Raw genomic sequence first — 21,412 nt, forward strand, 5'->3', positions numbered from 1 at the left:
TATGAAGCATGAAAGTGGCTTACCCTTTGCAATTGACAGATCCGTTGGCAAAGATGAACAACAAAGCGTTGTGTTTTATGGACAGCGCCCTTTTCTGCAATCAGCTGAACTCAATGAAATTCAAACCATCATAAGGGGGCGCCATAACCGCTTAGGGCGCCTTGTGGCACAAGAAGGAGACCGTGTTGAACGAGCAGATGCCTTTGTCAATAAAGATACAAAAACCGTCACTTTAACAGAGGGCAAGATTTATATCGCCGGCGATATCTTTCCTGTCTCAAATGCCGTCTTAGAGAATGTTTCCATGGTTGGACGGATGGAAATCGGTGTAAAACTGCAAAAAAGCTGGGTAAATCATGAAGATGATCCACAGCTCTTGGGGCAAGTTCCGGGATCTTTAGCAGAAGGAGAGCCTGGTGCCGCCCGTGAGGTGGCAAAACTTGTCTGGGCTCTCAAAGATGATGGACAGCAAGGTACATTTTTTCCGGTTTATATTTTGCAAGATGGTGTTCTCATTGATCAAAAATCACCCTCACTGCTTGAACCCGCCATGCAAGCTATTGCCAGTTATGACCGCGCCCATGGACATTATATCGTGAACGGTTGCCGTGTCACAGCTTTGGGACAAGAGGGACAAAAGCAAGTGTTCAGTATTCAAGAGGGAGAAGCCAATATCAATGGCTTTAAACGCAAACGCTTAGCCGCTTTGCGCCATGAAGAACAAGAGGACTTTTCAACAAGCGAAGTTCCTAGTGAAACCCATATTTTTGCGCCTAAAAATCAAGAAAAAAGCTTTACCTTTAAAACCTATTATGCACCCATTGCCGATGTTCATTCTATTTTATTGACAAAAGAAAAAACCGTTAACATCACCCGCGGGGCTATTACATCTGGGCGTGATGGCGTTCCTGACAAAAGTATCACAGCTTTTCTTAAAATTGTGCAAGGAAGTAAAGAATTTAAAGAGGGCAAGGACTTTAAAAAAACCGGAGATACCATTGATTGGGCTCCCGTTGGAGATGAACCTCTCCCTGGCAGTAGCTATACGGTGACTTACCGTTACCGCGCAAGTGTGAAGGCTGATAAAGTCACAGCACAAGAAATCACTGTCTCAGAGGGGGCTGAGGGGGGTGATATTATTGTGAATTACTCTTACAAACTCCCTCGCATTGACCGTATTGGACTGAATACAGGAGGTGATGTTGTCTATATCAAAGGTGTTTCGGCAGACCAACCCATGGCGCCAAGCGTTCCTGAAGATGTGCTCTCCCTTGCCACCATTACCAATAACTGGATTGATGTACCGCTTGTGAAAAATGATGGCACACGTGTTGCCCCCTATGATGAGATGTGGCGCTATTTTCAACGCGTACTCTCCCTTGACCGCCTCATGCAATTAGAGCGCATTAAAAGCAATGTTGACTCTAAAGAGCCTGTTGCCAAAAAAGGCATGTTTGCAGACCCTTTTCTCGATGACAGTTATAGAGACGAAGGTTTTGAACAAACAGGGGCTGTGGGAAACGGTATTTTACAGCTTGCCATTGATCCAACATTTTATACTGCCCCCTTGAACGCCCCTGTCACGCTTGACTGGACCAATGAAGTGATCATTGCACAAGAATTGACAACCGCTTGTGAAAAGATCAATCCTTATCAAAATTTTGCACCTCTCCCTGGAACAGTCACCCTGACCCCCGCGACAGACTTTTGGCATGTTGAACGCACTGATTGGCTCTCCAGTGTGACCAATCAACTCAATATGGGCTGGAACGGTGGGAGAAGCATCGTTAAGACAGAAATCAGTGATGATTTGGTAAATACAACAAGCGAGCAAATCGATTTTTTAAGACAAATTCCGTTGAACTTTAAGATTGAAGGCTTTGGCAGTGGCGAAATCTTGGAAAGCCTTAGCTTTGATGGCGTGAATGTCTTGCCAACAAGCCGCCTTAGTGCCGATAGCAAAGGTACCCTTGAAGGGAGTTTCAAGATTCCTCCAAACATTCCCGCTGGGACAAAAAATATGATCGCACGAGGGAAAGGTGGGACAACAGCAACAGGGCTTTTTACCGGTCAAGGGGTGATTGATGTAAAAGTCATGCGACGCACCACCACGGTAAAAATCTGGACACAAGTCGACCCGCAAGCCCAAGTCTTTACCCCCGATGAAACACGGCAAATCACTGGGATTGATTTCCATCTTTGTAAAATTGGCAATCAAGCCCATGATCTCGTCATTGATTTGGTCACCACTGAAAACGGCTATCCTACCGCCGATATTCAAGCCCAAACATCCTATTCCATGAAGGGCGCTAAAACCGGCTGGGCTGGCGCACGTTACGCTGTTCCTTTGTTAGTGCCCGATGATCGTCTGACCGCCTTTGTGCTTAAAACTGATGATGGGGATCATTCCGTCTCACTTGCCAAACTTGGGGATTTTGATAAAGAGCACCAAAGATATGTTTCAAGCCACCCTTATGTGACGGGTCCGCGCTTTTCTTCTGTCAATGCGCAGAGCTGGACAGCGCACCAAGACGAAGCCTTGGCATTTCGAGTGTTGGCCGCCCGCTATAGGCAAACAGAAAAAACGGTGGATTTAGGCACCTTTGATCTTGTGGATTGCTCTGATTTGCAAGTGCGTGCAGCCATTGAATTGCCTTCAAGCGATTGTTCTGTCATCTTTGAAATTGAAAGAAACAACGGTACAGTTTATCAACTGCTGCCCTTTCAATTGCTTAGTCTGACCGAATATATTAGTGAAAGAGTTCACCTTCGCGCCATTCTTAAAGGCACAGAGAAGCTCTCACCCGTCTTATTTGCCCCTGTGCAATTGATTGCAGGAAAGATTCATAAAACAGCAACTTATATCACAAGAGCTTTTGCCTTTGGGGAAAAGGCAAGATTGACCAGCTATATCAAAACCTTTTTGCCAGGTGGTTCTTGCCTCTCACTGGAGATGCAACTGGATGATGGTACCTTTGTCCCTTTAAAACTGGATGAGACAGAACAGCTTACTGAACCGCTTTGGACAGAGCGCAAATTTATCAGTGGTGACAAGACAGCACGACAAGCACGCTTAAAACTCACCCTTACCGGTGGACCAGCTGCACGCTCCATGGTGTGTGATTTTGGCGCTGGCATCATATGATGGGAGAACGAAAAATGAGCAAAACTAAAAAACTCGACATGGAATTACCCAAAGAAGGACGTTTTATCAGTTCTGAATTCCCCATTTTACGTGAAAACTTGGGTAAACTTGATCAAGCTCTTATAACTGTTGAGGAAAAGATAGAGGGAAAAGCCCCTTCAAAGCATACACATACCATAAGCGATGTGACAGGTTTAGAAAGCGCTCTTAATGGCAAGATGTCCGCCGATAAAACCTTCACTTTTGCCGATTTAAGCGATATCGAGGGCGCAAAAGATGCGGCAAACAATTATGTGCTCTATAAATCAGGCAACAATAATTTTACCTTTGGCAGTGCCATCTCTCTGTTAGGCACCCATCAACATAAAACAGAAGATATCGTGGGGCTTGATGACTTTAGAGCCAAGATTAACGAAGATCTGACAAGTTATGGACATCTCAAACAAGCCAATGAATGGCAAAATGAGAACAAATTTACCAGTAAAGTCACCATGAGTGGTGGTTTGAAGATCGTCGATAACTCACCATTTAAGGCATCTTCAAGCATGAGTGGTGGTTTGGAAATCGTCAAGAATTCATCATTTAGCACATCTCCATTAGTTGGTTTATCCGCCGGCTCCATCGAGCTTAAAAGAAGTTTTTCAGTCTCAGAATCAGTGGTTACCCGTTTAAGCGCAAATGGAAGTATGCTGAAAGGACCACTAACCGTTGACGGTGATCTTGTTTATACCAAGGCGCAAGTGGATGCTCTTTTAGATGCTTTAATCAAAAAGCGTAAAGAAGAATACATTGAAATCACCATGTTGCAGAGTGGTAATATTCCTTGGCCTGATGGGGTGAGAGATGACACTGATATTGAAATCATGGCTTGGGGAGGTGGCGGCAGCGGTGGCCAACGTGGAGGAGGAGGTGGTGGTGAATGTATTTCTTTAAAGATTCAAAAACGCCAATTACAGAATAATGATGTAGTGACTATTGGAAAAGGCGGATATGGAAATGGTGTTAATGGTGGTAATACGCTAGTTGGTTCTATTCTTACAGCACGAGGTGGTAAGGGGAATAACGGTTATATTGGTGGGAATAGTGGTGGTGGAACTCCAGGTGGGTATGGAGTTGCAAGTGGTAATAGTAATGGTTATGCGGGGGAAAAAGATCCTTGGCATGGAGGTGGAGGCGGCGGCGGAGGTTATAATAATAGTCGTGGCGGTGATGGTGGCGATAGTAGCTATGGTGGTGCAGGTGGAGGTGGTAGTGGTGGTAGTAGTGTACATAATAATGGAAGCAAAGGTGGGAAAAGCCAGTATGGTGGCAATGGAGGAAACGGTGCTGAAACAGGCAATGGCGGCGGCGGTGGCGGCGGGTATCGAGATGGCGAGGATGGAACAGCAAGTGGTGCTGGACGGGGTGGAGATGGCGCAGTTAAATTAAAGGTTTTTGTATAAGAACTTATATATTTTCAAAGCTCTTTTATCGCTCTTTTAAAGGGCTTTTAAAGGGCTTTTAAAGGGCTTTTTTTGACTGACACTGTCAGGCTTATGAGGGAGTGTTTTTGGTTGCTATAGTCTCTTCATTGATTTGGAGAGCAAAATGGCAAGAAATCTGAGTTTTTAGCAATATTTGATCAGACAGCCTTTGGTGCGGTTGGAAAATCCTAGATGTTGACGTGCAAATTTATTCCTTCCATAAGTTTGTGCTTCTCTTTACGCATGAGGTGGAGAAACAGGATAATGCTTTGCTTCATATGCTTCAATTAATAATACAAGAGCCTCCATTTGATCAAATTCTGGAGTGTTCTCTTGAGGTTGATTATCAAACAGTGCAGATACAATTTCTAAGGCTTCTTGATAATCCTCTTCAGTGCGAATAGGCTTAATATTCATTTTTTTAATTTCTTTAAATTACACAATATTGAAGTCATACTATTTAGATTGTAATAGCTTTAAAATTAATTGCAAAGAAGACTATCCCATGACCACACGTAATCCTAACCGTTGTCCTACTCATCCAGGAGAGCTTTTAGCAGATATTATTCCAGAAACTGGTAAAACAAATTCAGAAATCGCACAAATGCTTGGTATATCACACCAACATCTTTATGATATCCTGAATGCAAAAAACCTATCTCTCCTTCTCTTTCTGCTTGTCTTGGAAAGATGTTTGGGAATGGAGCAGGCATATGGTTACGTATGCAAGCCAATTATGATGCTTGGCATGCAGAGCGTGAAACAGATGTTAGCAAAGTTCCGATACTCCACGCTGTTTGACTTTGTGACTTAATCTCTAGAAACTTTTTTAAGTGATTTTATTGCTTTAACTTCTTTAATTTTAACTGCAATTTTACGCATGAAAGCAAGGCTAAAACGCCCTTGTGGCTTCAAATCTTCAAAGTCAAACAAAGATTCGCAAGGAACAACATTAAATTCATCAACACGTACCCAAGATTGCTTTTGCAAACCCGCACGCTGACATTCTATCTCAGGGACCTTTAAACTATACTGCAAATTATGAGGCTCTTGAGAAGTGATAGGAAATAAAAAAAGATGCTTTTCAGTTTTGACCATAACACACGAAGGACGAAATTTCCGCCCTGAATGTTCACCTTTTTGTGCTTGTTCGTGCCATAAATAATAATATCGAACAACATCCCCTGCTTTAAACATGTTCATCACTATTTAAAATGTCATCTAAACCACGATCTAAATCGTCTAATATATTTTGAGGTGCATCTGCATAGGAAAAAGACTGTGCGTGAGAACGCGCTTTTATTAATTCATGATATAAATCAACAGGAAGCATAATGATTTTTTCACGCCCTCGCTTCGTTAAAGCAACAGGCTTTGACATCGCCTCGTCTAAAATATCACCTGCCCCGCGATTTACATCTGTAAAACTATATTTTTTCATCAGTACAGCCCTTTAATAGACAATACGTATTGTACGTATATTGTACGTATAATATGTATTATGTAAAGATGTTTTACAACACACTGGAGAAAAAACACATTTTTGTAATTGGAATAAGCTTCTTTAAGGGGATCTACTCAACTCTTCCCCACTTAGAAGCAGGGAAGAGAGGTTATGCTTTTCTAATTAAGCAGCTTTTACAACGGATTTTTCTAAGACTTTCTTGGCTTCTTCAACAAGTTTTTTATAATGTTTGCTTTCTTCTACTAACGTAAAAGCTTTAACAAGATGCATATGGAGTGGACCATAAATATAAACAGCCTTTTCGGTTGGAGACATCTCATCCCAGTTGCTTGGAAAAGAAAACCGTGTATCGCGGTCATTATCAATCAACTGATTTTTTAAATCATAGAAAGCTTTAACAAGAGCTTTTTTAAACGCACGCACCGTATCATTATTACGCATATAGGTCATGAGTAAGGTCGCTTGTGGTTCATTGAGGATAGCGACTTCTCTCTTTTGACCACCTTTACCATCTTTTTTACTCACTTGGATTTCAAATCCAAGTGAACCAAATTCCTCAAAATCCTTACGATTATTGCGTACTAACTGTATAACTGTTTTATGCGTATTCCCTACACCCTCAGCAATTTTTAAAGAGGTTGTGACAATGATACCATCATTGTTGATTGTTACTAAATTGTTCATGATTAACTCCTAATGGTTTTAATGTCTCTATTGACACCCCCAAGAGTGCCGGGTGGTAGAAACACGGCCATTAGTCCGTCGCTATGCCTTCCCCTCGTGAGAAGGTATTGTATAGCATAGCTACACCCGACAAAATCGTTATATGCCAATAATAGCATAAAAGACAATCAGTATTTTAAATGCATGGGAGAGATCTTACGTGACCTATCCGCTAATGGTTTAGTGTTTCTAGCACTTGTGATTCGGGTAACATAAGGGTTTATTAGTGTCAATATGCTTTTAAAAAATTATTTCACATATTGTTGTTTTCAAAGGATCGCATTTGAAATGCTACCCTTTACTATTCACTCGCATTTGAAATGCGAGTGAACCAAAATCCTTATGATTTGCTGTTTTAAAGGGTGAGATTTCAAATCCAACCCTCATTTTTCATATTCATTTCATTAGCCACTATTTTAAAGGAGCATAAAATGGCAACAGGTTTTCTACACGGTGTTGAAGTCGTCGAGGTTGATGACGGCACACGCCCCCTTCGTGCAGTTCAGTCTGGCGTTATCGGAATTATCGGCACAGCACCCGATGCGGATGAACAAGCCTTTCCTCTTAACACACCGGTCTTGGTCGCAGGCTCTCTTTCACAAGCCGCAAAACTGGACAAAACAGGTAAACGACGTGGTACTTTACCCAATGCCCTTGATCTTATTTTCAAGCAAGTGGGAGCTATTGTTGTTGTTATCCGTGTGAAAGAAGGAGACAATGAAAACGCAACAATCACCAACATTCTAGGTGGTGTGAACGAACATGGCGCCTATGAAGGTGTTCATGCTTTCATTGGAGCACAATCTGTTGTGGGACAAACACCACGTATTCTGATTGCTCCAGGCTTTACCCATCAACGCCCATCCAGTGTGAATATTGAAGGAGATGAAAGCAGTACAACCTCTAACCCGGTTGCAGCAGAGCTGATTGGCATTGCCGAGCGTTTACGTGCGATTGTGGTAATTGATGCCCCCAACACAACAGATGAAGCAGCCCTTAGCGCAGCAAAGGATTTTGATTCAAAACGCGCTTTTCTCATTGATCCATTTGTCAAAGTTAATCGCAATGGCAAGATCTTAGAAGAGCCAGCAAGTGCGGTGGTTGCTGGGGTCATTGCTAAAAATGATTTTACCAATGGTTTTTGGCATTCCCCTTCCAATAAAGTGATCAATGGAATTGTAGGAACTGCGCGCCCCATTGATTTTTCTATTGGTGATCGTGCAAGCCGCGCTAACCTTCTTAACGAACAAAATATCACAACCATTATTCGTGAAAACGGTTATCGCCTCTGGGGCAATCGCACCCTTTCAAGCGATACAAAATTTGCCTTTTTATCGGTAGTACGCACTGCCGATATGATCAATGATGCTATTTTGCGCGGACATCTGTGGGCGGTCGACCGCAATATCAAAAAGACCTATCTGAATGATGTGAGTGAAAGCGTCAATGCTTATTTGCGTGATTTAAAAGCGCAAGGCGCCATTCTTGGGGGGCGCTGTACACCAGATCTAGAGCTTAACACAGCAAGTGCTATTGAAGATGGCAGAGTCTATTTCAATGTGGAATTCACGCCCACAACACCCGCAGAACACATCACCTTCCGTTCACAAATCATCAATGATTACCTAGAGGAGATCTTTTAATGACTATCCCTGTTTTACCAAGAGTTTTGAAATATTTTAACATTTTTGTCGACGGTATTCCCTATCAAGCAAAGTGTGAAAGCGTCACCCTACCGAATTTGAACTTGGTCGTTGAAAGTTATCGCGGCGGCGGCATGGATAGCGCCATTGAGGTTGATCTTGGTCTTGAAACCCTCTCCCTTACCATGACCATTTCTGATTGTTCACCAGAATTAATGGCACTGTTGGGACGCACCGATGTTGACATCTCATTGCGCAGTTCAATGCAAGCCCAAGGCACACCCGCAGAAGGAGTTGTCATTACCATGAGAGGACTTTGCAAAGGCTTTGAAATGGCAGAATGGCAACCGGGAGGCAAAGCAACTTCTACAGCAACATTCACATTGCAATATTTCAAATATGTCCAAAAGGACGTTGAAATTGTTGAGATAGACGTCCTCAATATGGTGAGAAAATTCAATGGCGTCAATCAACTCGCAGGCCACAGAGAAAACATAGGATTATAAAATGACTATACAACAAAGTGTTACCCATCAATTGCTTATCCCTATTACCTTTGAAGGAAAAGAACACGCCGAAATTACCTTACGGCGCCCCAAAACAAAAGATTTGCAAGCTATTGATAAAAAAGAAGGTGTAGAGCAAACAATCGCTATGATTGCACGTCTTTCTGGATGGCCACATGATGCTATCAGTGAACTCGATATCAATGACTTATCGAGTATTGGAGAAATTTTGGAATCTTTTATCAAACGGCGGGAAACCTCGACTGGGAAACCGCCGCTAAACTGATTGCCGATATTGCCATTGTGTTCCATTGGTCTCTTTCAGAGATGATGGAAATGGAAGCAAGAGAGTTGCTCTTTTGGCGAAAACAAGCAGCAGAAAGGTATAAGACAAAATGAGTAAAAAAGTTGCCGATGCAAAGGTCAAGTTGTCTCTTGAAGACAAACTCACCGCGCCTTTAAAACGTGTGCAAAAGGAATTCGACAATTTATCAAAAAAATTATCTCATAGTTTGCGTATTCCGCGCTTTTCTGCTGCTGTAAAAAACATGACAAAAAGCCTTCATGGCGTTCAAAGTGCTCTTGGTACAGCGGCAAGTCGTGCTTCGCTCTTTACCGGTATCTTAGGGCTTGCTGGGGGTGGTCTTGTCGCAAGCTTGACCGCCGTTACCATGAAAACCATGCATATGGGTGATAGTCTTCACCATGCCTCACGCCATTTAGGAATGAGTGTCACAGCCCTTCAATTATGGGGTGATGCAGCCGATAATTCAGGATATTCTGCCGAACTCTTTCAACAATCCTTGGCAACCTTAAATAGGCGTTCTGCGCAAGCATATGCTGGACAAAAAAGAGGCATGATGGGATTTGAAGCGCTTGGCATTTCTGTCAAAAACGCTTCTGGTAAACTCAAATCAAATTCTCTCTTACTAGAAGAAATTACCGAAAAAATGAGTAAGATGAAAAATCAAGCACAAAGACAGCACATTGCTGCCCTACTGTTTGGTGGAGATGGTAAAGAGATGGCATCCATGCTTTCACAAGGCATGGCGCCTATTAAAGAGCTCTTTGCAAAGGCGAGAAAAGGAAAATGGCTCATTGGTGCCGATGTTGCACGCTATGCAGCAGATTTAAGTGATAAGCTTGGTGCTTTTAAGAAAAAAATAGGTGGTATTGCAAGCTTTATTGGCGCACGCTTCATGCCCGTGATCAATGATTTAGTTGATGCATTTTCAAAGTTGATTGATGAAAACCGTGACCTCATCCAAACAACCGTGGCAAGCTGGGCTAAAACCTTAAAACAAGTCTTGCAGGATTTACTTAATCCTACCTCTGATTTAAGACAGGGCATCAGTGATCTCATAGAGAGGATTAAAGGCTGGTTCCAATGGCTCGAGCCCTTAATTGGTGAAATAACCCTCTTTAAAGTTGGACTTGTCTCCCTTGGTTCATTTATTTTTGGTCCACTCATTGCCGCATTAGCAGCCGTAGGAATAGCGTTTGTTAGCCTTGGCTATGCTATGATGACCACCCCTATCGGTTGGCTCATTGGCGGTATTGCTGTCCTCGTTGTACTTTACAAAAGTTGGGGTAAACTCAATGGCTGGGTAGCAGCATCTTTGGCCGCAGTTGGAGCCGTTCTTATCGGATTATTCATTGCAGCAATGGTTCCAGCTGCTTCCGCAGTTGCCGGTCTCGCGGTAAGTCTTATCGCTTCACTTATTCCAGCAATAATCTCCGCTACAGTCTCATTTATATCGCTTGGTATTGCCATCATGACAACCCCCATAGGCTGGATAATGGCTGGTATTGCAGCCCTTATTGGAATTGGATATCTGCTTTACAAAAACTGGGATACGGTCATGAATTTCTTACGAAATTTGTGGAATTCTTTTGCCAACTTATGTAGTACTATTTTTAATAAACTCTTTAGTCTCTTTAAAAAGTTTTCACCCCTCTCTTGGATTGCAAAAAAAATCAATGACCTCATTAAATGGCTGTTTGGTATCGATTTAATGGCAGCAGGAACCAATCTGATTAACGGACTTTGGGAAGGTATCAAAAACAAATGGAATGATCTGTATAACTGGCTTGGCAAGCATATGGATGGTTTAACCAGTTGGATGCCAAACTGGATGAGAAAAAAGCTAGGATTTAAGGCTACAATCGACAAAAATTCAACCCAAACCATTAAAACCCTTAACGATGAAACCAAAGCTCCCGTCAAAAAAATGCTTGATACAGCCATTGTCCCCAATGCGCCATCTGGGAAAGGTAAGAGCAGTTCTAATAGTGGCATAGTTCAAACAGGACAAATGCAGGCGACAAATGTAAAGGTTGACTCTTTCAAAGTTTCAGAACCCATTACCGTTCATAAGCCGGTAGAAATCGATGCCCGCGTGATGATTTCAAATTTAAATATTTCTGTTCCCAATGGTTTAAAAGACGAAATCCGCGCCGCCGTAAATCAAGCCCTTGAACACTATGCCAAACAACAGCGTTTGGCTATCGCTTCTAGCCTTTCGGATTAATCATCATGATGTTAGCTTTAGGTCGTTTTATCTTTTCCATTGAAACAGCAGCTTATCAAGCTCTCGATATGACCTATAACATTCCATGGGTCGAGCAAGGGCGATTGAGGCGCAAGGCTGCTCTTCAATTACCAGCTGTTGCCAATGCGGAATTTTCCCTAACAGGTGTGGTTTATCCAGACTTTAAAGGCGGTTATAGACAACTGGAATATTTGCGGCAAATGGCACATGAGGGACCTCATATCCTCGTAACAGGTCAGGGGAGGATTTTAGGCAAATTTGTCATCCTTTCTGTAAAAGAAAAGCAAAGCTTCTTTCATCAAAATGGTAGCCCAAAAAAACAAGAATTTACCGTCAATTTGAGAGAATATGGTGAAGAACTATGAGTGATCTTTACGTAACCAAAGAAGGCGATATGGTTGATGCTATTTGCTGGAGATATTATGCCAAGGGTCAACAAGCTCTTGCTGTTGAACGCGTTTATGCAGCTAATTTTGGTCTTGCAGACTATGGCCCCATCTTAAAAGCAGGTATCACAATCCTCTTGCCATCCCTCCCCTATCCCAAAACCACACCGGTCATTAGAATTTGGGGCAGTCAATCATGAAACCTTTTTGCACAGTGATGGCAAATGGAGAAGATATTACACGCATACTTATGGACTATGTCTTATCGATTGAAATTACCGATGAAGCAGAAGACAAAAGCGACCGTATTACCATAGAGCTTGATGACCGCGCCCGTGAATGTGATAACGGCTTTCTTGATATTCCTCTCATCGGAACTATCCTTTCTGTCACCCTTGGCTATGAAGGGGGTAAAAACCGCGATATGGGCGCCTATCTGATTGATGAAATCTCTGTAAGCAGTCCACCACAAACCTTAAATGTTACAGGGCGTTCTGCTTCTATGAACACATCTTATAGAACACCCAAAAGTCAATCCTATCATCAACAAACCCTCGGGGGTATCATTCAAGAGATAGCACAGCGCAATGGCTATACAGCAAAAATCGACCCTGCTCTTGCCAAAATTATCGTGCGTCACATTGATCAAACAGCAGAAAGTGATATGGCTTTTGCCACACGCCTTGCAGAAGAATATGACGCGGTCGCAAAGCCTGTTGATGGCAAATTGGTGCTTGCCAAACGAGGAGAAGGCAAAGCCATTACCGGTGAAACACTGCCCGTCGTTGTTATTCATGAAAAACAATGTACCTCTTGGGATTTTAAATACAGTGCACGCGATGAAGCAGGTGCCGCCAATGGCTTAGCAACAGATGCAGGAGATGACCAAAAAGCCGCCGCTGATGCAAGGGAACCAGAGGAAATTGAGGAAGGTGAAGATGTGATCCATATGGATGAAAGTGATACTCCTAATTTGCCTAAAGAAGAGACAACAGCAGAAACACCCGAAAAACAAGAGCAAGAAGAAGAGAAAAAGGGCGGTGTACTTGCCACCTATCATGATATCCGCACTGGTGAGAAAAAGGAAGTTAAGGTTGGTAAAGAACCTTTTCACGAACTCAAATATACCTACCACAATCAATCAGAAGCTGTTGCGGCCATTGCTACTTATCGCAATAAATCATCGCGTGGAAAATCTTCTTTCTCATGTGATATCGGTGGTGATCCCTTTGTGCAAGCAGAGGCAAAACTTATTCAAGAGCCCCCTTTCCGCCCCTATATTCCAGCAGAATGGCGCATCAAAAGCGTCAAACACAAGCTTGATAAAACAGGTGGCTATACAACAAAAATAGACTGCGAACTTTTTGATAAAGCCCAAGAAGATGCTGCCAAAAACGTAGCCAATACCACACCAGACAAAGATGATACCCTTGATCCAAACGCCCCTCCCAATGCATATGACGAAGGAGACGGCGTTATTCATATGGATAAAGAAGATATAGAATAGATTATCATGATTTGCTGTAAAACACTGTTGTTTAGGAGTGGAAAGTGTTTAATACACTCAACACTGATATCAAATGTGTGGAACGGGTTGTTCAAGAGGTCGTACAGCCAGGCGAAACCCCATAGTACGCAGCAAAACATTTAAACTACGGAGCTCTGGATTACCTTTTTCTGACAGTGTCCGATAAAGTTGTGTTGGATTCAGGTTGGCTGCTTTAGCGACAGCTTGAACACCACCATAAGCTTTTGCCATTTGACGCAGTGTTACAAGCAATTCCCCCTGGTCACCATCTGCTAAAATGGCATCAAGGGTAGCTGCCGCCAACTCAGGATCATCATGAAATATTTCTGCCATCGCATCATCATGGTTACGGTCTTTCATTCTTGCACTCCTTTAATCTTCACGGTTTTGCCAATCACGCCAGCAGGCACATGCGCGAGTGATATCAGTGTCTTGTGTTTTTTTGCTACCACCGCATAAGAGCAATAATACGGTCTTGCCAGACTGGGCATAATAAACGCGGTAACCAGGACCAATATTCATACGCAATTCATAGACACCATCACGAAGCGGTTTGAAATCGCCAAAGTTTCCTTGCTCTAAACGATTAAGACGGCGAATAATTGCAGCTTTAGCCTGCACATCACGCAGCTTTCGCAGCCAATCATTTATCAAGTCTTTGCCATCAGAGGTAAGGTAGTGACGTATTTCAAACATAATCCATATTCGTTTATAAACGAACATTTGTCAAGATAGAAAGAATTTTATTTTTAGATTTTCACTCAGCCTCACCTTGTGTGGGGCTTTTTTTATGGAGAACCAGATGAGAAAAATATCGAAAGAAGGCTTAGAGCTTATCAAACAATGGGAAGGCTTGCGCTTAAACGCTTATAAAGACACCATCGGTGTGTGGACTATTGGTTATGGACATACCAGCGCCGCAGGAAAACCTTTTGTTCACAAGGGCATGACAATTACTGAAAAACAAGCCGAAGAACTTCTTTGTAAAGACTTAAAACAATTTAAAAACACTGTTGCAAAAGCCGTTACAGTCTCTTTAAATTCTTGGCAATTCGCGGCATTGGTTTCCTTTTGCTATAATGTAGGAACAACAGCTTTTTGCAATTCTACACTGCTAAAAAAGCTTAATAATGGTGAATATGAAGCAGTACCGGCCGAATTACAAAAATGGACCAAAGCGGGTGGTAAACGCTTGCAAGGTCTTGTCCACCGGCGTGTCGCAGAAGCCGGATTATGGGCAAAAGGCGCTTATGTTTCCTCCAACTATCAAACCGTAGAAACAAAGGATTCAACAGCGCTCTTTAAAGCAGAAGCATTGGCACCAGTCATTGGCTCCTTTTCAGGTCTTGGCGGCTTATTAGCGGGCAACGGTCCAGTGCAATGGGCTCTCGCTAGCATTATGGTTCTAGCTGCAGGTGTTGGTCTTTTCTTTGTTGCCAAACGCTTTCAAGAGCACCGCCTATGATCTTATGGATGAAAAAAAATCTGCTGTTAACAGGTGCAGCTTTTGCTGCTTTTTTTATGGCTTTAGCCAAAGCTTTCATGCTTGGCAAAAAAGCAGAACAGCAAAAGCAAACAGAAAAAACGCTAAAGGCAGCAACAAAACGTCTGGAGGTGGAAAATGAAGTTAATCAAAAAAGCGATTCTGATGTGCGCGCTGCTCTCTCTCGTTGGCTGCGGGGCAAATAAGTATGTCTCTTGTATTGGCTGGTTACCCATTTATTTAAACAAAAGAGATGTTAACGTCATCAGTTCAAGCTTAGCAAGAGATATCTTAAAACATAACACTCTAGGTGAACGTTTGTGTGGATGGAAACATGGCTAGAAGAAAAACAAGAGATGATATAGAGCTTACAGAAGCGGAAAAAGAAATCCTTCAAGAAATCATCATGACCTATAAAAGTGTAAAGGTGATGTCGCGTTATACGAAATGGATTGTACTGATTATACTCTTATTAGCGCTTGATTTTTCACGGATCCTAGATGCCATAGAGAGTATTTTTACACAAAAACCAAATATCCGACTCTAAATACGCTCTGAGACGTGCTAAATTTTTTAGCCAATAGATTTTTAATTTTGCACGTCTCATGAAGGCATGAGATAATGTCTTTGCACGTTGAAAACAGTGGTTTTAAAAATTGAAAAATTGTCATAAACGCAATTCAGAATGTGAACCAAGCCTTAAAAGTTCTAATGTTTCATCATCAGGCTTTCGATAGATCAAAACCAAATCTGGTTTGATATGGCAATCACGACAGTTCTTCCATTGACCTGTTAGTGCGTGATCTTTCCACTGAACTTTTAAGGGTTTGTTTTCCGCTAATGTTTTGATCACAAGCAGCAAGTTTGTCTCTAATGTATCAGCATATCTCCCCCTACTTTCACGTTTAAGATCACGCCGAAAAGACTTCGTATAAACAATTTCCCGCATAGCTAACCAAAATCACTTTGCAGATTTACATACTTCTGCTTTATCCGCACGAATCATGGCACGCAAATCATCCAATGACGTACGTTCGACACGCCCCATCTCTGCATCTTCAATAGCTTGCAATGTTTCTGGATTGGGTTGAAAGAGATCAAGTGGCAATGCTCTATCTCTAGCAATTCGGGTCATAAACATACGGACCGCATCCGATACAGTCAAACCCGTAGATTTTATCACTGCGCTTGCAACTTCTTGAACTTCATCAGGGATGCGTGCTTGAATTTTACCCATTTTCCTCAATATCCTATTTACTTGTACTACAATGTACTACATTTAAGACTCATGTCAAGAGATTTATCTAATAATTCCCTCCCCGCTTTTAAAACGGGGAGATAAACCATACTTTTAAAATTAAGCTGCTTTCACAACAGATCTTGCTAAAACCTGCTTTGCTTCTTTAATAAGAGCTTTATATTTTCTGTTCTCTTCATCTACTCTAAAAGCATCAACAAGACGAACATGAATAGGACCTAAAAGATACAAAGCTTTTTCACCAGCATTCATACCTTCCCAATGACTTGGTAAATCAAAGCGTTTATCATTGTCATAATCAACAGATTGGCTTTTTAACTTTTTCTCACACTCAATAAAGTAACGACGCGCCTGCCTACCTTTCTCATTGCGTTCTACCATAGAGAGTTCCTTTGCCATATCTAAAGTGAGATGATATTCTGTACTTGGACGACCACCTTTAGGTTTTACTCTTTTTTGAGTAAAACTCACAAAGTCTTGATTTTCTTGAGAGGTATTAGGTTTCGCTAAAATTTTAGCGAAACTTATAAAGTCCTTATTTTCTAGGAAGCCGTATTCCTCAATACGATTTTTAATCCAATCTCTAAAATTAGATTTAACTTCTAAAAATGCATGCAATTCGCGTGCATTTACTGTCTGAACAGTTTCTTGATCAATCGTTTGTTCCGTAATTTTAATGAGAGTGTTCATTATGAACTCCTTGTTGATTAGGTTTTCTATTGACATCCAACAAAGAATGCCGGGTGCTAGAAAACACGGCAACAAGCCCGTCGTTATGCCTTCCCCTAAAAGAGTATTGTATAGCATAACCACACCCGACAACATTATTATATGCGTACAGCATACAATGAGTCAAAGCTTTTAGTTTGCGGAGAATTAGTTATTTCGGCAACCAATCCGCTTGTTGTTTTAGGGTGTTTTCTAGGCACCTGCTTCAACAATAGACACATTGTTATAACTCTGTCAAGTCGCTCCTGTTATAAATACAGCCCACTGTTCTAAGAGAGCATGTCGTTGTTCTAAAAAATCTGTCCGCATATAAGCTTTGGTCACTGAACTCCCAACGGAATGCGCAAGAACAGTTTCGGCAATCTCAAATGGTGTTGACGTTGTCTCTGCTATCCAGTCACGAAGACTAGATCTGAAACCATGGGGTCTATAATCAAAACCTTTGTCTTTCATGAATTTAGATAGTGTTACATCAGATATAGGCTTTCCAGAACTCCCAGCAAATAAAAAACCTTTTTTCTCAAAAGGGAGAGATTTTTCAATCACTTTCAAAGCTTCATGACTTAATGGCACGCGAAAATCGGAAACCTTTCCTACAATACCTTTCATATTTTCTTTCGGTATTGTCCATATATCCTTATTTATTTGTTCAAGACGTAAATATCGCAATGGATATGACCGTACTCCAGTCAAAATCAAAAGCTTCAGTGCTAAATTTGAAAGAATCTTATCATCCAAATTCTGATAAAAAGTAGGAACTTCTTGCCATGGCATAGCTGGAATGTTTGTTGATGTAACACGAGGCTTTCCTAAAAGGGCACGTGCTTTCATACAAGCCTGTAGATCAACATCTAAACCAAGAGCTGCAGCATATTTCAAGCAAATGTTAATACGATTAAGTGCTTTTCGTGCCGTATCTGCTTTTTCATGCCAAAGAGGTGCCAAAACATTGCGAATGATATTTGCTGTTAATTTTTCTATAGATAGGCTACCTATGTGTGGAATAACATGCAATTCCAGTGGAGAAAACCAACGCCCATTTTTGCCTTCATTTTTTAACTCAGCTTTTTTACTTTCAAAAGCTGCTTGTGCAATTTCTTTAAACATATTGCTTTGCTGTTTTAAGACAGTTTGTTCTCGAAAGACAATAGGATCATTGCCTTCTTTAAGAATATCGCTATAATGCCTTGCAAGTTCTCGCGCTTCTTTTAAAGAAAGTCTTGTGACAGAACCAAGCCCCATTTCACGGCGCTTATTGTGGTGTGTATAGCGAAAAAACCAAGAGCGAGTATTGTCTTTTCGAACATTCAACCACAACCCTGCCCCATCACAATATTTACCTTGAGGAGATGCCTTTACGAATGCAGCTGATAATCTATGAATCGCCCTCACTTAATTTACCTTCTCGTCCACCTTTTAGACCACCTTAAATTTTTGATTTGAGATTTTTTCTTTAATTCTTAATTTTTTTATTGGAACATAAAAAACTATACATATCAATACGCTCTTACACATATTTATATACTTTGAATCTCGTTGATAAAGCCTAGCTAGCCTCTTCCGGGCACCATCAACTTTATATCAATAGTAACTTTTTTATTTTATACACATTTTTTATGTGAGAGCCACGCAAATAAACATTAAGGGTATAGGATTTTTTAACACGTCCCTCAATTATTTAAAATCAAGGCTTATTTGCTCAATGCCCAAAGAACTTACACTTCTAAAAGGTCAAAATCTTTAAAGCCCTCTCTGAGCAGCACGCTCTTTTTTATCGTGTGTAATTTGTTATTTTTTAACGTAAGGGATACGAGAATAAAATTGCGGAAATAAATTTTTTCAATATGCCTCAACAAAGTACGTTTTAGAAAAATTCTAATAATTTTTTGAGCACGAGTAAGCTCTCTTGCATCAAACCATTTAAAACTCTCATACACGTGATAACAGTTTCATGTTGCAACAGAGTAGAAAGCTCCAATTTTGGAATTCTTTTGAGAAAGATAGAGACTCCTTTTCTGAAAAGAAAAGCCTTTTCTTAATCTAAGAGCTCTATGATTTTAGCTCCCATATCAATATGGTACAAACTTTTGCCAATCTTAACAGCAGATAAAAATTCTAAAGACACATCTAAGCTGTATTTTTTAACCTTCTTTTTTGTTCTATCTAAAACATGATACACTCTATTCAATCATCAGTATAACACATCTCGATGCTCAAAAACGAGTGCCATAAGAAAATTTGAAGCCTTGTATCACTTTTTTTGTTCTTTCTCGAATAATCCCTCGATTGCTGTATCCCATTCTTTAATCACTTTTTCTAATTCTGCAATGACCTTTTTGTACAATTTCAAACGCTTCATAAAAGAATAATAAAGCGTAATAATTGCTGTGTTTAAAACACATCCAATAGTTATAATAGCGAGAAAAAACAAAATCATAAGAGAGCCGTTCATTTTTCTCTCCTTTTTTGTGCTATAAGAGCTTTATCTCGCTGCTCAAGAGTATCTTCTAATTGCTGAAGTGTTTTTTTAATTTCTTTGTCAATCGTATGTGTAAAATTAAAATAATCGGAGAAGCTATCGAAAAATATAACAAAATGAATGCGATAAAAACACATATAAAAGTAAGAATATCAAACTCTCTATTGGCTTCACCCAACATCTGGATAACAAAGCCTACAGCCATATTTATCATAAATAGGCAAAAGATTATTTTACAATCCCTCGATGAAAGTACCATAGCTTCACGTTAAGACTTTAGATTCTTTGCCAAGTTCTAAAGAGACTCCCGAAATTTTATGATCTGAATTTTAAAGCGTCTTATACAATGGCTGTATTTCTTGTGTTGTCATATTAGCCTCATTTTATTCTTCATTTTCAGAGTGTGTTTCTCGTGCTTCTCTATATCTTTTCCATCTATCCTTTTCTGCTCTTTCACAGTTCCTATTACACAAAAAACAAAGGGTTCCTATAATAACCATAACGGATATGATGAGTACTATTGCAAATCCCACCGATTATTCCTTTTTCAATAAAATTGTTGTTAATCATCTCATGCGCTCTTCCCATTGCATCGATGAATAATTTTCTGTTTCTTTATTGCGATATTTTCTTCAGACTTTTAAGTTTGTTGTTTAAACGATCAACTTCGTGATTAAGCCTTTCAAGTTCTCTATTAAGTCCATCAACATGCCCATGATGTTTAGAAATCACTTCTAAAGTATGTAATGACTGAGACTGATCCTTAAGTTGATCGACTTTGTTGAATCCTCGAAAGGCTTTTGTTCTTTTCTCAACATGTTCAAATAGCGTAAAAAACTTCTCAATCCGCTCCAAAATTGCAGTGTTTCGTTTTTGCGTTATCTCATATTTATAAGTAAGTTGTTTGTTGTTTGGCATAGTCTTCAGCAATGCCAAATAAAGTTCCTGCTGTTCAAGAGCTATTCTCTTCAAATCCTCTACCGCTATCCCTAATAGCTTCATTGTATCATTCCATCCCCGTTGCGCATTTTCTTTTTCAAACTCAACAGAATCCAGCCTCTGGACAGCATCATCCCGCTCCTTAACAACTTGGGAACAAAATAATTTATCCACGCCCGTATAGCCATGCGAGACGGACACAAGATATGCCAGCAAAAATATGATCAGCAATAAGCCTTCTCTCAACAGAATTTTTTTTATAAACATTTTTCCATTTTCTCGTACAAAACACCTAAATTCTCATTAAAAGATTCGGAATTAAATTTATTCAATCCCTTTAAAATAATCTATAATAAAAATAAAAAAAGGATAAATTATACAAAAAAATAAAGCTATAAAAACTAATTTATTCAACAGATTAGTTATAAACTTTTCTGTTTATTTCTATATGTCCATGGGAGAAATTTAATCACTTTATACGTGAATTAACAAATAATTATAATATAATATTATAAATAGCTCAAAATTAATATTTTAATTAATAATTATACTTCCACTTATAAAATGAAGGATGCATAAAGATGCATAAAAACGGATAAAAATAATCAACGATCTTGAATGGTATAAAGACTACTTTTAATGTAGATTTGTTTTTTTATCCGCAGCCATAAAAAATTGCGTTTTTTACAAAACTTCGAATTTATTCATTTTCTATAGTATATTTTATTGCTACGTTCCTTAAATTAATTAAAGATCGTAGAATATAAACTGATAGGATGCATTTTTCTCAAATAGCATTTTTCAGGAGAAAATTGATTTAATCAATGGGGATAAGCAATGAGCAAAGCTATAATTTGAGAGACAGGATATATTGTTATTCGTAAAAAGATGCCGTTTTGGAGTGTGCTAAAAAGTGTTTATAATCAATGATAAATGAGAAGTATGAATTGGGGGAATTTGGTTTTTCTTACAGTGCAGTAGATCAAAAAACGGTAGATGAAATTTAAAATTCACCATTATTCGTCATGAGATGAAAGCTTTCATCTCACGTTTGACTTCTTTGTTTTTTCTGTCTGTAATCTCTAAAGACTATCTTCAATTAAGCGCTCTTTT

The 21,412-nt window shown here is 40.2% G+C and carries 26 protein-coding genes and 1 pseudogene; 15 read left to right on the forward strand and 12 right to left on the reverse strand.

Going from position 1 to position 21,412, the window contains the following annotated elements; genetic code table 11:
* Position 1 precedes the first annotated feature (1 nt).
* Positions 2–3,145, forward strand: a complete 3,144-nt coding sequence (locus FJG96_RS08480) for a DUF4815 domain-containing protein (protein WP_139413566.1) — start codon at positions 2–4, stop codon at positions 3,143–3,145.
* Positions 3,146–3,159: 14 nt separating this feature from the next.
* The gene (locus FJG96_RS08485; RefSeq protein ID WP_139413567.1) at positions 3,160–4,587 is read left to right on the forward strand and encodes a Bgr_08870 family protein; all 1,428 of its coding nucleotides are present in this window, start codon (positions 3,160–3,162) and stop codon (positions 4,585–4,587) included.
* Between the two features lie 258 nt (positions 4,588–4,845).
* Here the strand turns inward: FJG96_RS08485 and FJG96_RS08490 are convergent, their stop codons facing one another.
* Entirely contained in the window at positions 4,846–5,025 is a 180-nt protein-coding gene (locus tag FJG96_RS08490) for a helix-turn-helix domain-containing protein (RefSeq protein WP_139413568.1), read from the reverse strand.
* A gap of 88 nt (positions 5,026–5,113) precedes the next feature.
* Between FJG96_RS08490 and FJG96_RS08495 the strand changes: the two are divergent.
* A pseudogene (locus tag FJG96_RS08495) lies at positions 5,114–5,409 on the forward strand (HigA family addiction module antitoxin).
* 9 nt (positions 5,410–5,418) lie between these two features.
* Here FJG96_RS08495 and FJG96_RS08500 read toward each other — a convergent pair.
* The 3 genes from FJG96_RS08500 to FJG96_RS08510 all read right to left on the reverse strand — a co-directional run bounded on the left by FJG96_RS08500 (position 5,419) and on the right by FJG96_RS08510 (position 6,757).
* Positions 5,419–5,805, reverse strand: a complete 387-nt coding sequence (locus tag FJG96_RS08500) for a hypothetical protein (protein ID WP_139413569.1) — start codon at positions 5,803–5,805, stop codon at positions 5,419–5,421.
* Positions 5,798–6,049: a type II toxin-antitoxin system Phd/YefM family antitoxin gene (locus FJG96_RS08505; RefSeq protein ID WP_139413570.1), complete on the reverse strand. Its 252-nt coding sequence runs from the start codon at positions 6,047–6,049 to the stop codon at positions 5,798–5,800. The genes FJG96_RS08500 and FJG96_RS08505 overlap by 8 nt, the downstream gene beginning before the upstream one ends.
* Positions 6,050–6,235: 186 nt before the next feature.
* Positions 6,236–6,757 carry a Rha family transcriptional regulator gene (locus tag FJG96_RS08510; protein WP_139413571.1) on the reverse strand — a complete coding sequence of 174 codons (522 nt, stop codon included), beginning with the start codon at positions 6,755–6,757 and terminating at the stop codon, positions 6,236–6,238.
* Positions 6,758–7,227: 470 nt separating this feature from the next.
* On the opposite strand from FJG96_RS08510, the gene FJG96_RS08515 reads away from it, so the two are divergent.
* The 8 genes from FJG96_RS08515 to FJG96_RS08550 are packed head-to-tail and all read left to right on the forward strand — an operon-like array spanning position 7,228 to position 13,390.
* Positions 7,228–8,439, forward strand: coding sequence for a phage tail sheath subtilisin-like domain-containing protein (locus FJG96_RS08515; RefSeq protein ID WP_139413572.1), 1,212 nt, complete (start codon positions 7,228–7,230; stop codon positions 8,437–8,439).
* Complete coding sequence (locus FJG96_RS08520; protein ID WP_139413573.1) at positions 8,439–8,945, forward strand: phage major tail tube protein; 507 nt, start codon at positions 8,439–8,441, stop codon at positions 8,943–8,945. The genes FJG96_RS08515 and FJG96_RS08520 overlap by 1 nt, the downstream gene beginning before the upstream one ends.
* A gap of 1 nt (position 8,946) precedes the next feature.
* Complete coding sequence (locus FJG96_RS08525; protein WP_139413574.1) at positions 8,947–9,231, forward strand: phage tail assembly protein; 285 nt, start codon at positions 8,947–8,949, stop codon at positions 9,229–9,231.
* Between the two features lie 8 nt (positions 9,232–9,239).
* Positions 9,240–9,344 carry a GpE family phage tail protein gene (locus tag FJG96_RS09325; RefSeq protein WP_281279031.1) on the forward strand — a complete coding sequence of 35 codons (105 nt, stop codon included), beginning with the start codon at positions 9,240–9,242 and terminating at the stop codon, positions 9,342–9,344.
* Positions 9,341–11,476 (forward strand): phage tail tape measure protein, encoded by a 2,136-nt coding sequence (locus FJG96_RS08535; protein ID WP_139413575.1) that lies wholly within the window; start codon positions 9,341–9,343, stop codon positions 11,474–11,476. Before FJG96_RS09325 ends, FJG96_RS08535 begins: the two co-directional genes overlap by 4 nt.
* 5 nt (positions 11,477–11,481) lie before the next feature.
* Positions 11,482–11,862 carry a phage tail protein gene (locus tag FJG96_RS08540; RefSeq protein ID WP_139413576.1) on the forward strand — a complete coding sequence of 127 codons (381 nt, stop codon included), beginning with the start codon at positions 11,482–11,484 and terminating at the stop codon, positions 11,860–11,862.
* A complete protein-coding gene (locus FJG96_RS08545; RefSeq protein WP_139413577.1) occupies positions 11,859–12,083 on the forward strand; it encodes a tail protein X in 225 nt (74 codons plus the stop codon). Before FJG96_RS08540 ends, FJG96_RS08545 begins: the two co-directional genes overlap by 4 nt.
* Complete coding sequence (locus FJG96_RS08550; RefSeq protein WP_139413578.1) at positions 12,080–13,390, forward strand: phage late control D family protein; 1,311 nt, start codon at positions 12,080–12,082, stop codon at positions 13,388–13,390. Before FJG96_RS08545 ends, FJG96_RS08550 begins: the two co-directional genes overlap by 4 nt.
* Before the next feature lie 69 nt (positions 13,391–13,459).
* Here FJG96_RS08550 and FJG96_RS08555 read toward each other — a convergent pair whose 3' ends face one another.
* Together FJG96_RS08555 and FJG96_RS08560 are read right to left on the reverse strand one after the other, a co-directional pair.
* Positions 13,460–13,771: a helix-turn-helix domain-containing transcriptional regulator gene (locus FJG96_RS08555; protein ID WP_139413579.1), complete on the reverse strand. Its 312-nt coding sequence runs from the start codon at positions 13,769–13,771 to the stop codon at positions 13,460–13,462.
* 12 nt (positions 13,772–13,783) lie between these two features.
* On the reverse strand, positions 13,784–14,107 hold the full coding sequence (locus FJG96_RS08560) for a type II toxin-antitoxin system RelE/ParE family toxin (protein ID WP_139413580.1): 324 nt from the start codon (positions 14,105–14,107) through the stop codon (positions 13,784–13,786).
* Between the two features lie 106 nt (positions 14,108–14,213).
* On the opposite strand from FJG96_RS08560, the gene FJG96_RS08565 reads away from it, so the two are divergent.
* The 4 genes from FJG96_RS08565 to FJG96_RS08580 are packed head-to-tail and all read left to right on the forward strand — an operon-like array spanning position 14,214 to position 15,441.
* Complete coding sequence (locus tag FJG96_RS08565; protein WP_139413581.1) at positions 14,214–14,876, forward strand: lysozyme; 663 nt, start codon at positions 14,214–14,216, stop codon at positions 14,874–14,876.
* Positions 14,873–15,100 (forward strand): hypothetical protein, encoded by a 228-nt coding sequence (locus FJG96_RS08570; RefSeq protein ID WP_139413582.1) that lies wholly within the window; start codon positions 14,873–14,875, stop codon positions 15,098–15,100. Before FJG96_RS08565 ends, FJG96_RS08570 begins: the two co-directional genes overlap by 4 nt.
* Positions 15,033–15,236: a hypothetical protein gene (locus tag FJG96_RS09160; protein ID WP_139413583.1), complete on the forward strand. Its 204-nt coding sequence runs from the start codon at positions 15,033–15,035 to the stop codon at positions 15,234–15,236. The genes FJG96_RS08570 and FJG96_RS09160 overlap by 68 nt, the downstream gene beginning before the upstream one ends.
* Positions 15,229–15,441 (forward strand): hypothetical protein, encoded by a 213-nt coding sequence (locus tag FJG96_RS08580; protein WP_139413584.1) that lies wholly within the window; start codon positions 15,229–15,231, stop codon positions 15,439–15,441. The genes FJG96_RS09160 and FJG96_RS08580 overlap by 8 nt, the downstream gene beginning before the upstream one ends.
* A gap of 120 nt (positions 15,442–15,561) precedes the next feature.
* Here the strand turns inward: FJG96_RS08580 and FJG96_RS08585 are convergent, their stop codons facing one another.
* The 6 genes from FJG96_RS08585 to FJG96_RS08610 form a co-directional block, all read right to left on the reverse strand.
* Positions 15,562–15,843: a type II toxin-antitoxin system YafQ family toxin gene (locus tag FJG96_RS08585; RefSeq protein WP_139413585.1), complete on the reverse strand. Its 282-nt coding sequence runs from the start codon at positions 15,841–15,843 to the stop codon at positions 15,562–15,564.
* 12 nt (positions 15,844–15,855) lie between these two features.
* Complete coding sequence (locus tag FJG96_RS08590) at positions 15,856–16,131, reverse strand: type II toxin-antitoxin system RelB/DinJ family antitoxin (protein ID WP_139413586.1); 276 nt, start codon at positions 16,129–16,131, stop codon at positions 15,856–15,858.
* A 120-nt stretch (positions 16,132–16,251) separates the two neighbouring features.
* Complete coding sequence (locus tag FJG96_RS08595) at positions 16,252–16,842, reverse strand: antA/AntB antirepressor family protein (protein ID WP_139413587.1); 591 nt, start codon at positions 16,840–16,842, stop codon at positions 16,252–16,254.
* A gap of 273 nt (positions 16,843–17,115) precedes the next feature.
* A complete protein-coding gene (locus tag FJG96_RS08600) occupies positions 17,116–18,273 on the reverse strand; it encodes a tyrosine-type recombinase/integrase (RefSeq protein ID WP_139413588.1) in 1,158 nt (385 codons plus the stop codon).
* A gap of 859 nt (positions 18,274–19,132) precedes the next feature.
* Entirely contained in the window at positions 19,133–19,333 is a 201-nt protein-coding gene (locus FJG96_RS08605; RefSeq protein WP_139413589.1) for a hypothetical protein, read from the reverse strand.
* A gap of 642 nt (positions 19,334–19,975) precedes the next feature.
* Positions 19,976–20,566 (reverse strand): hypothetical protein, encoded by a 591-nt coding sequence (locus tag FJG96_RS08610; RefSeq protein ID WP_139413590.1) that lies wholly within the window; start codon positions 20,564–20,566, stop codon positions 19,976–19,978.
* Positions 20,567–21,412 lie beyond the last annotated feature (846 nt).

This window comes from Bartonella mastomydis (assembly GCF_900185775.1).
Classification (GTDB): Bacteria; Pseudomonadota; Alphaproteobacteria; order Rhizobiales; family Rhizobiaceae; genus Bartonella; species Bartonella elizabethae.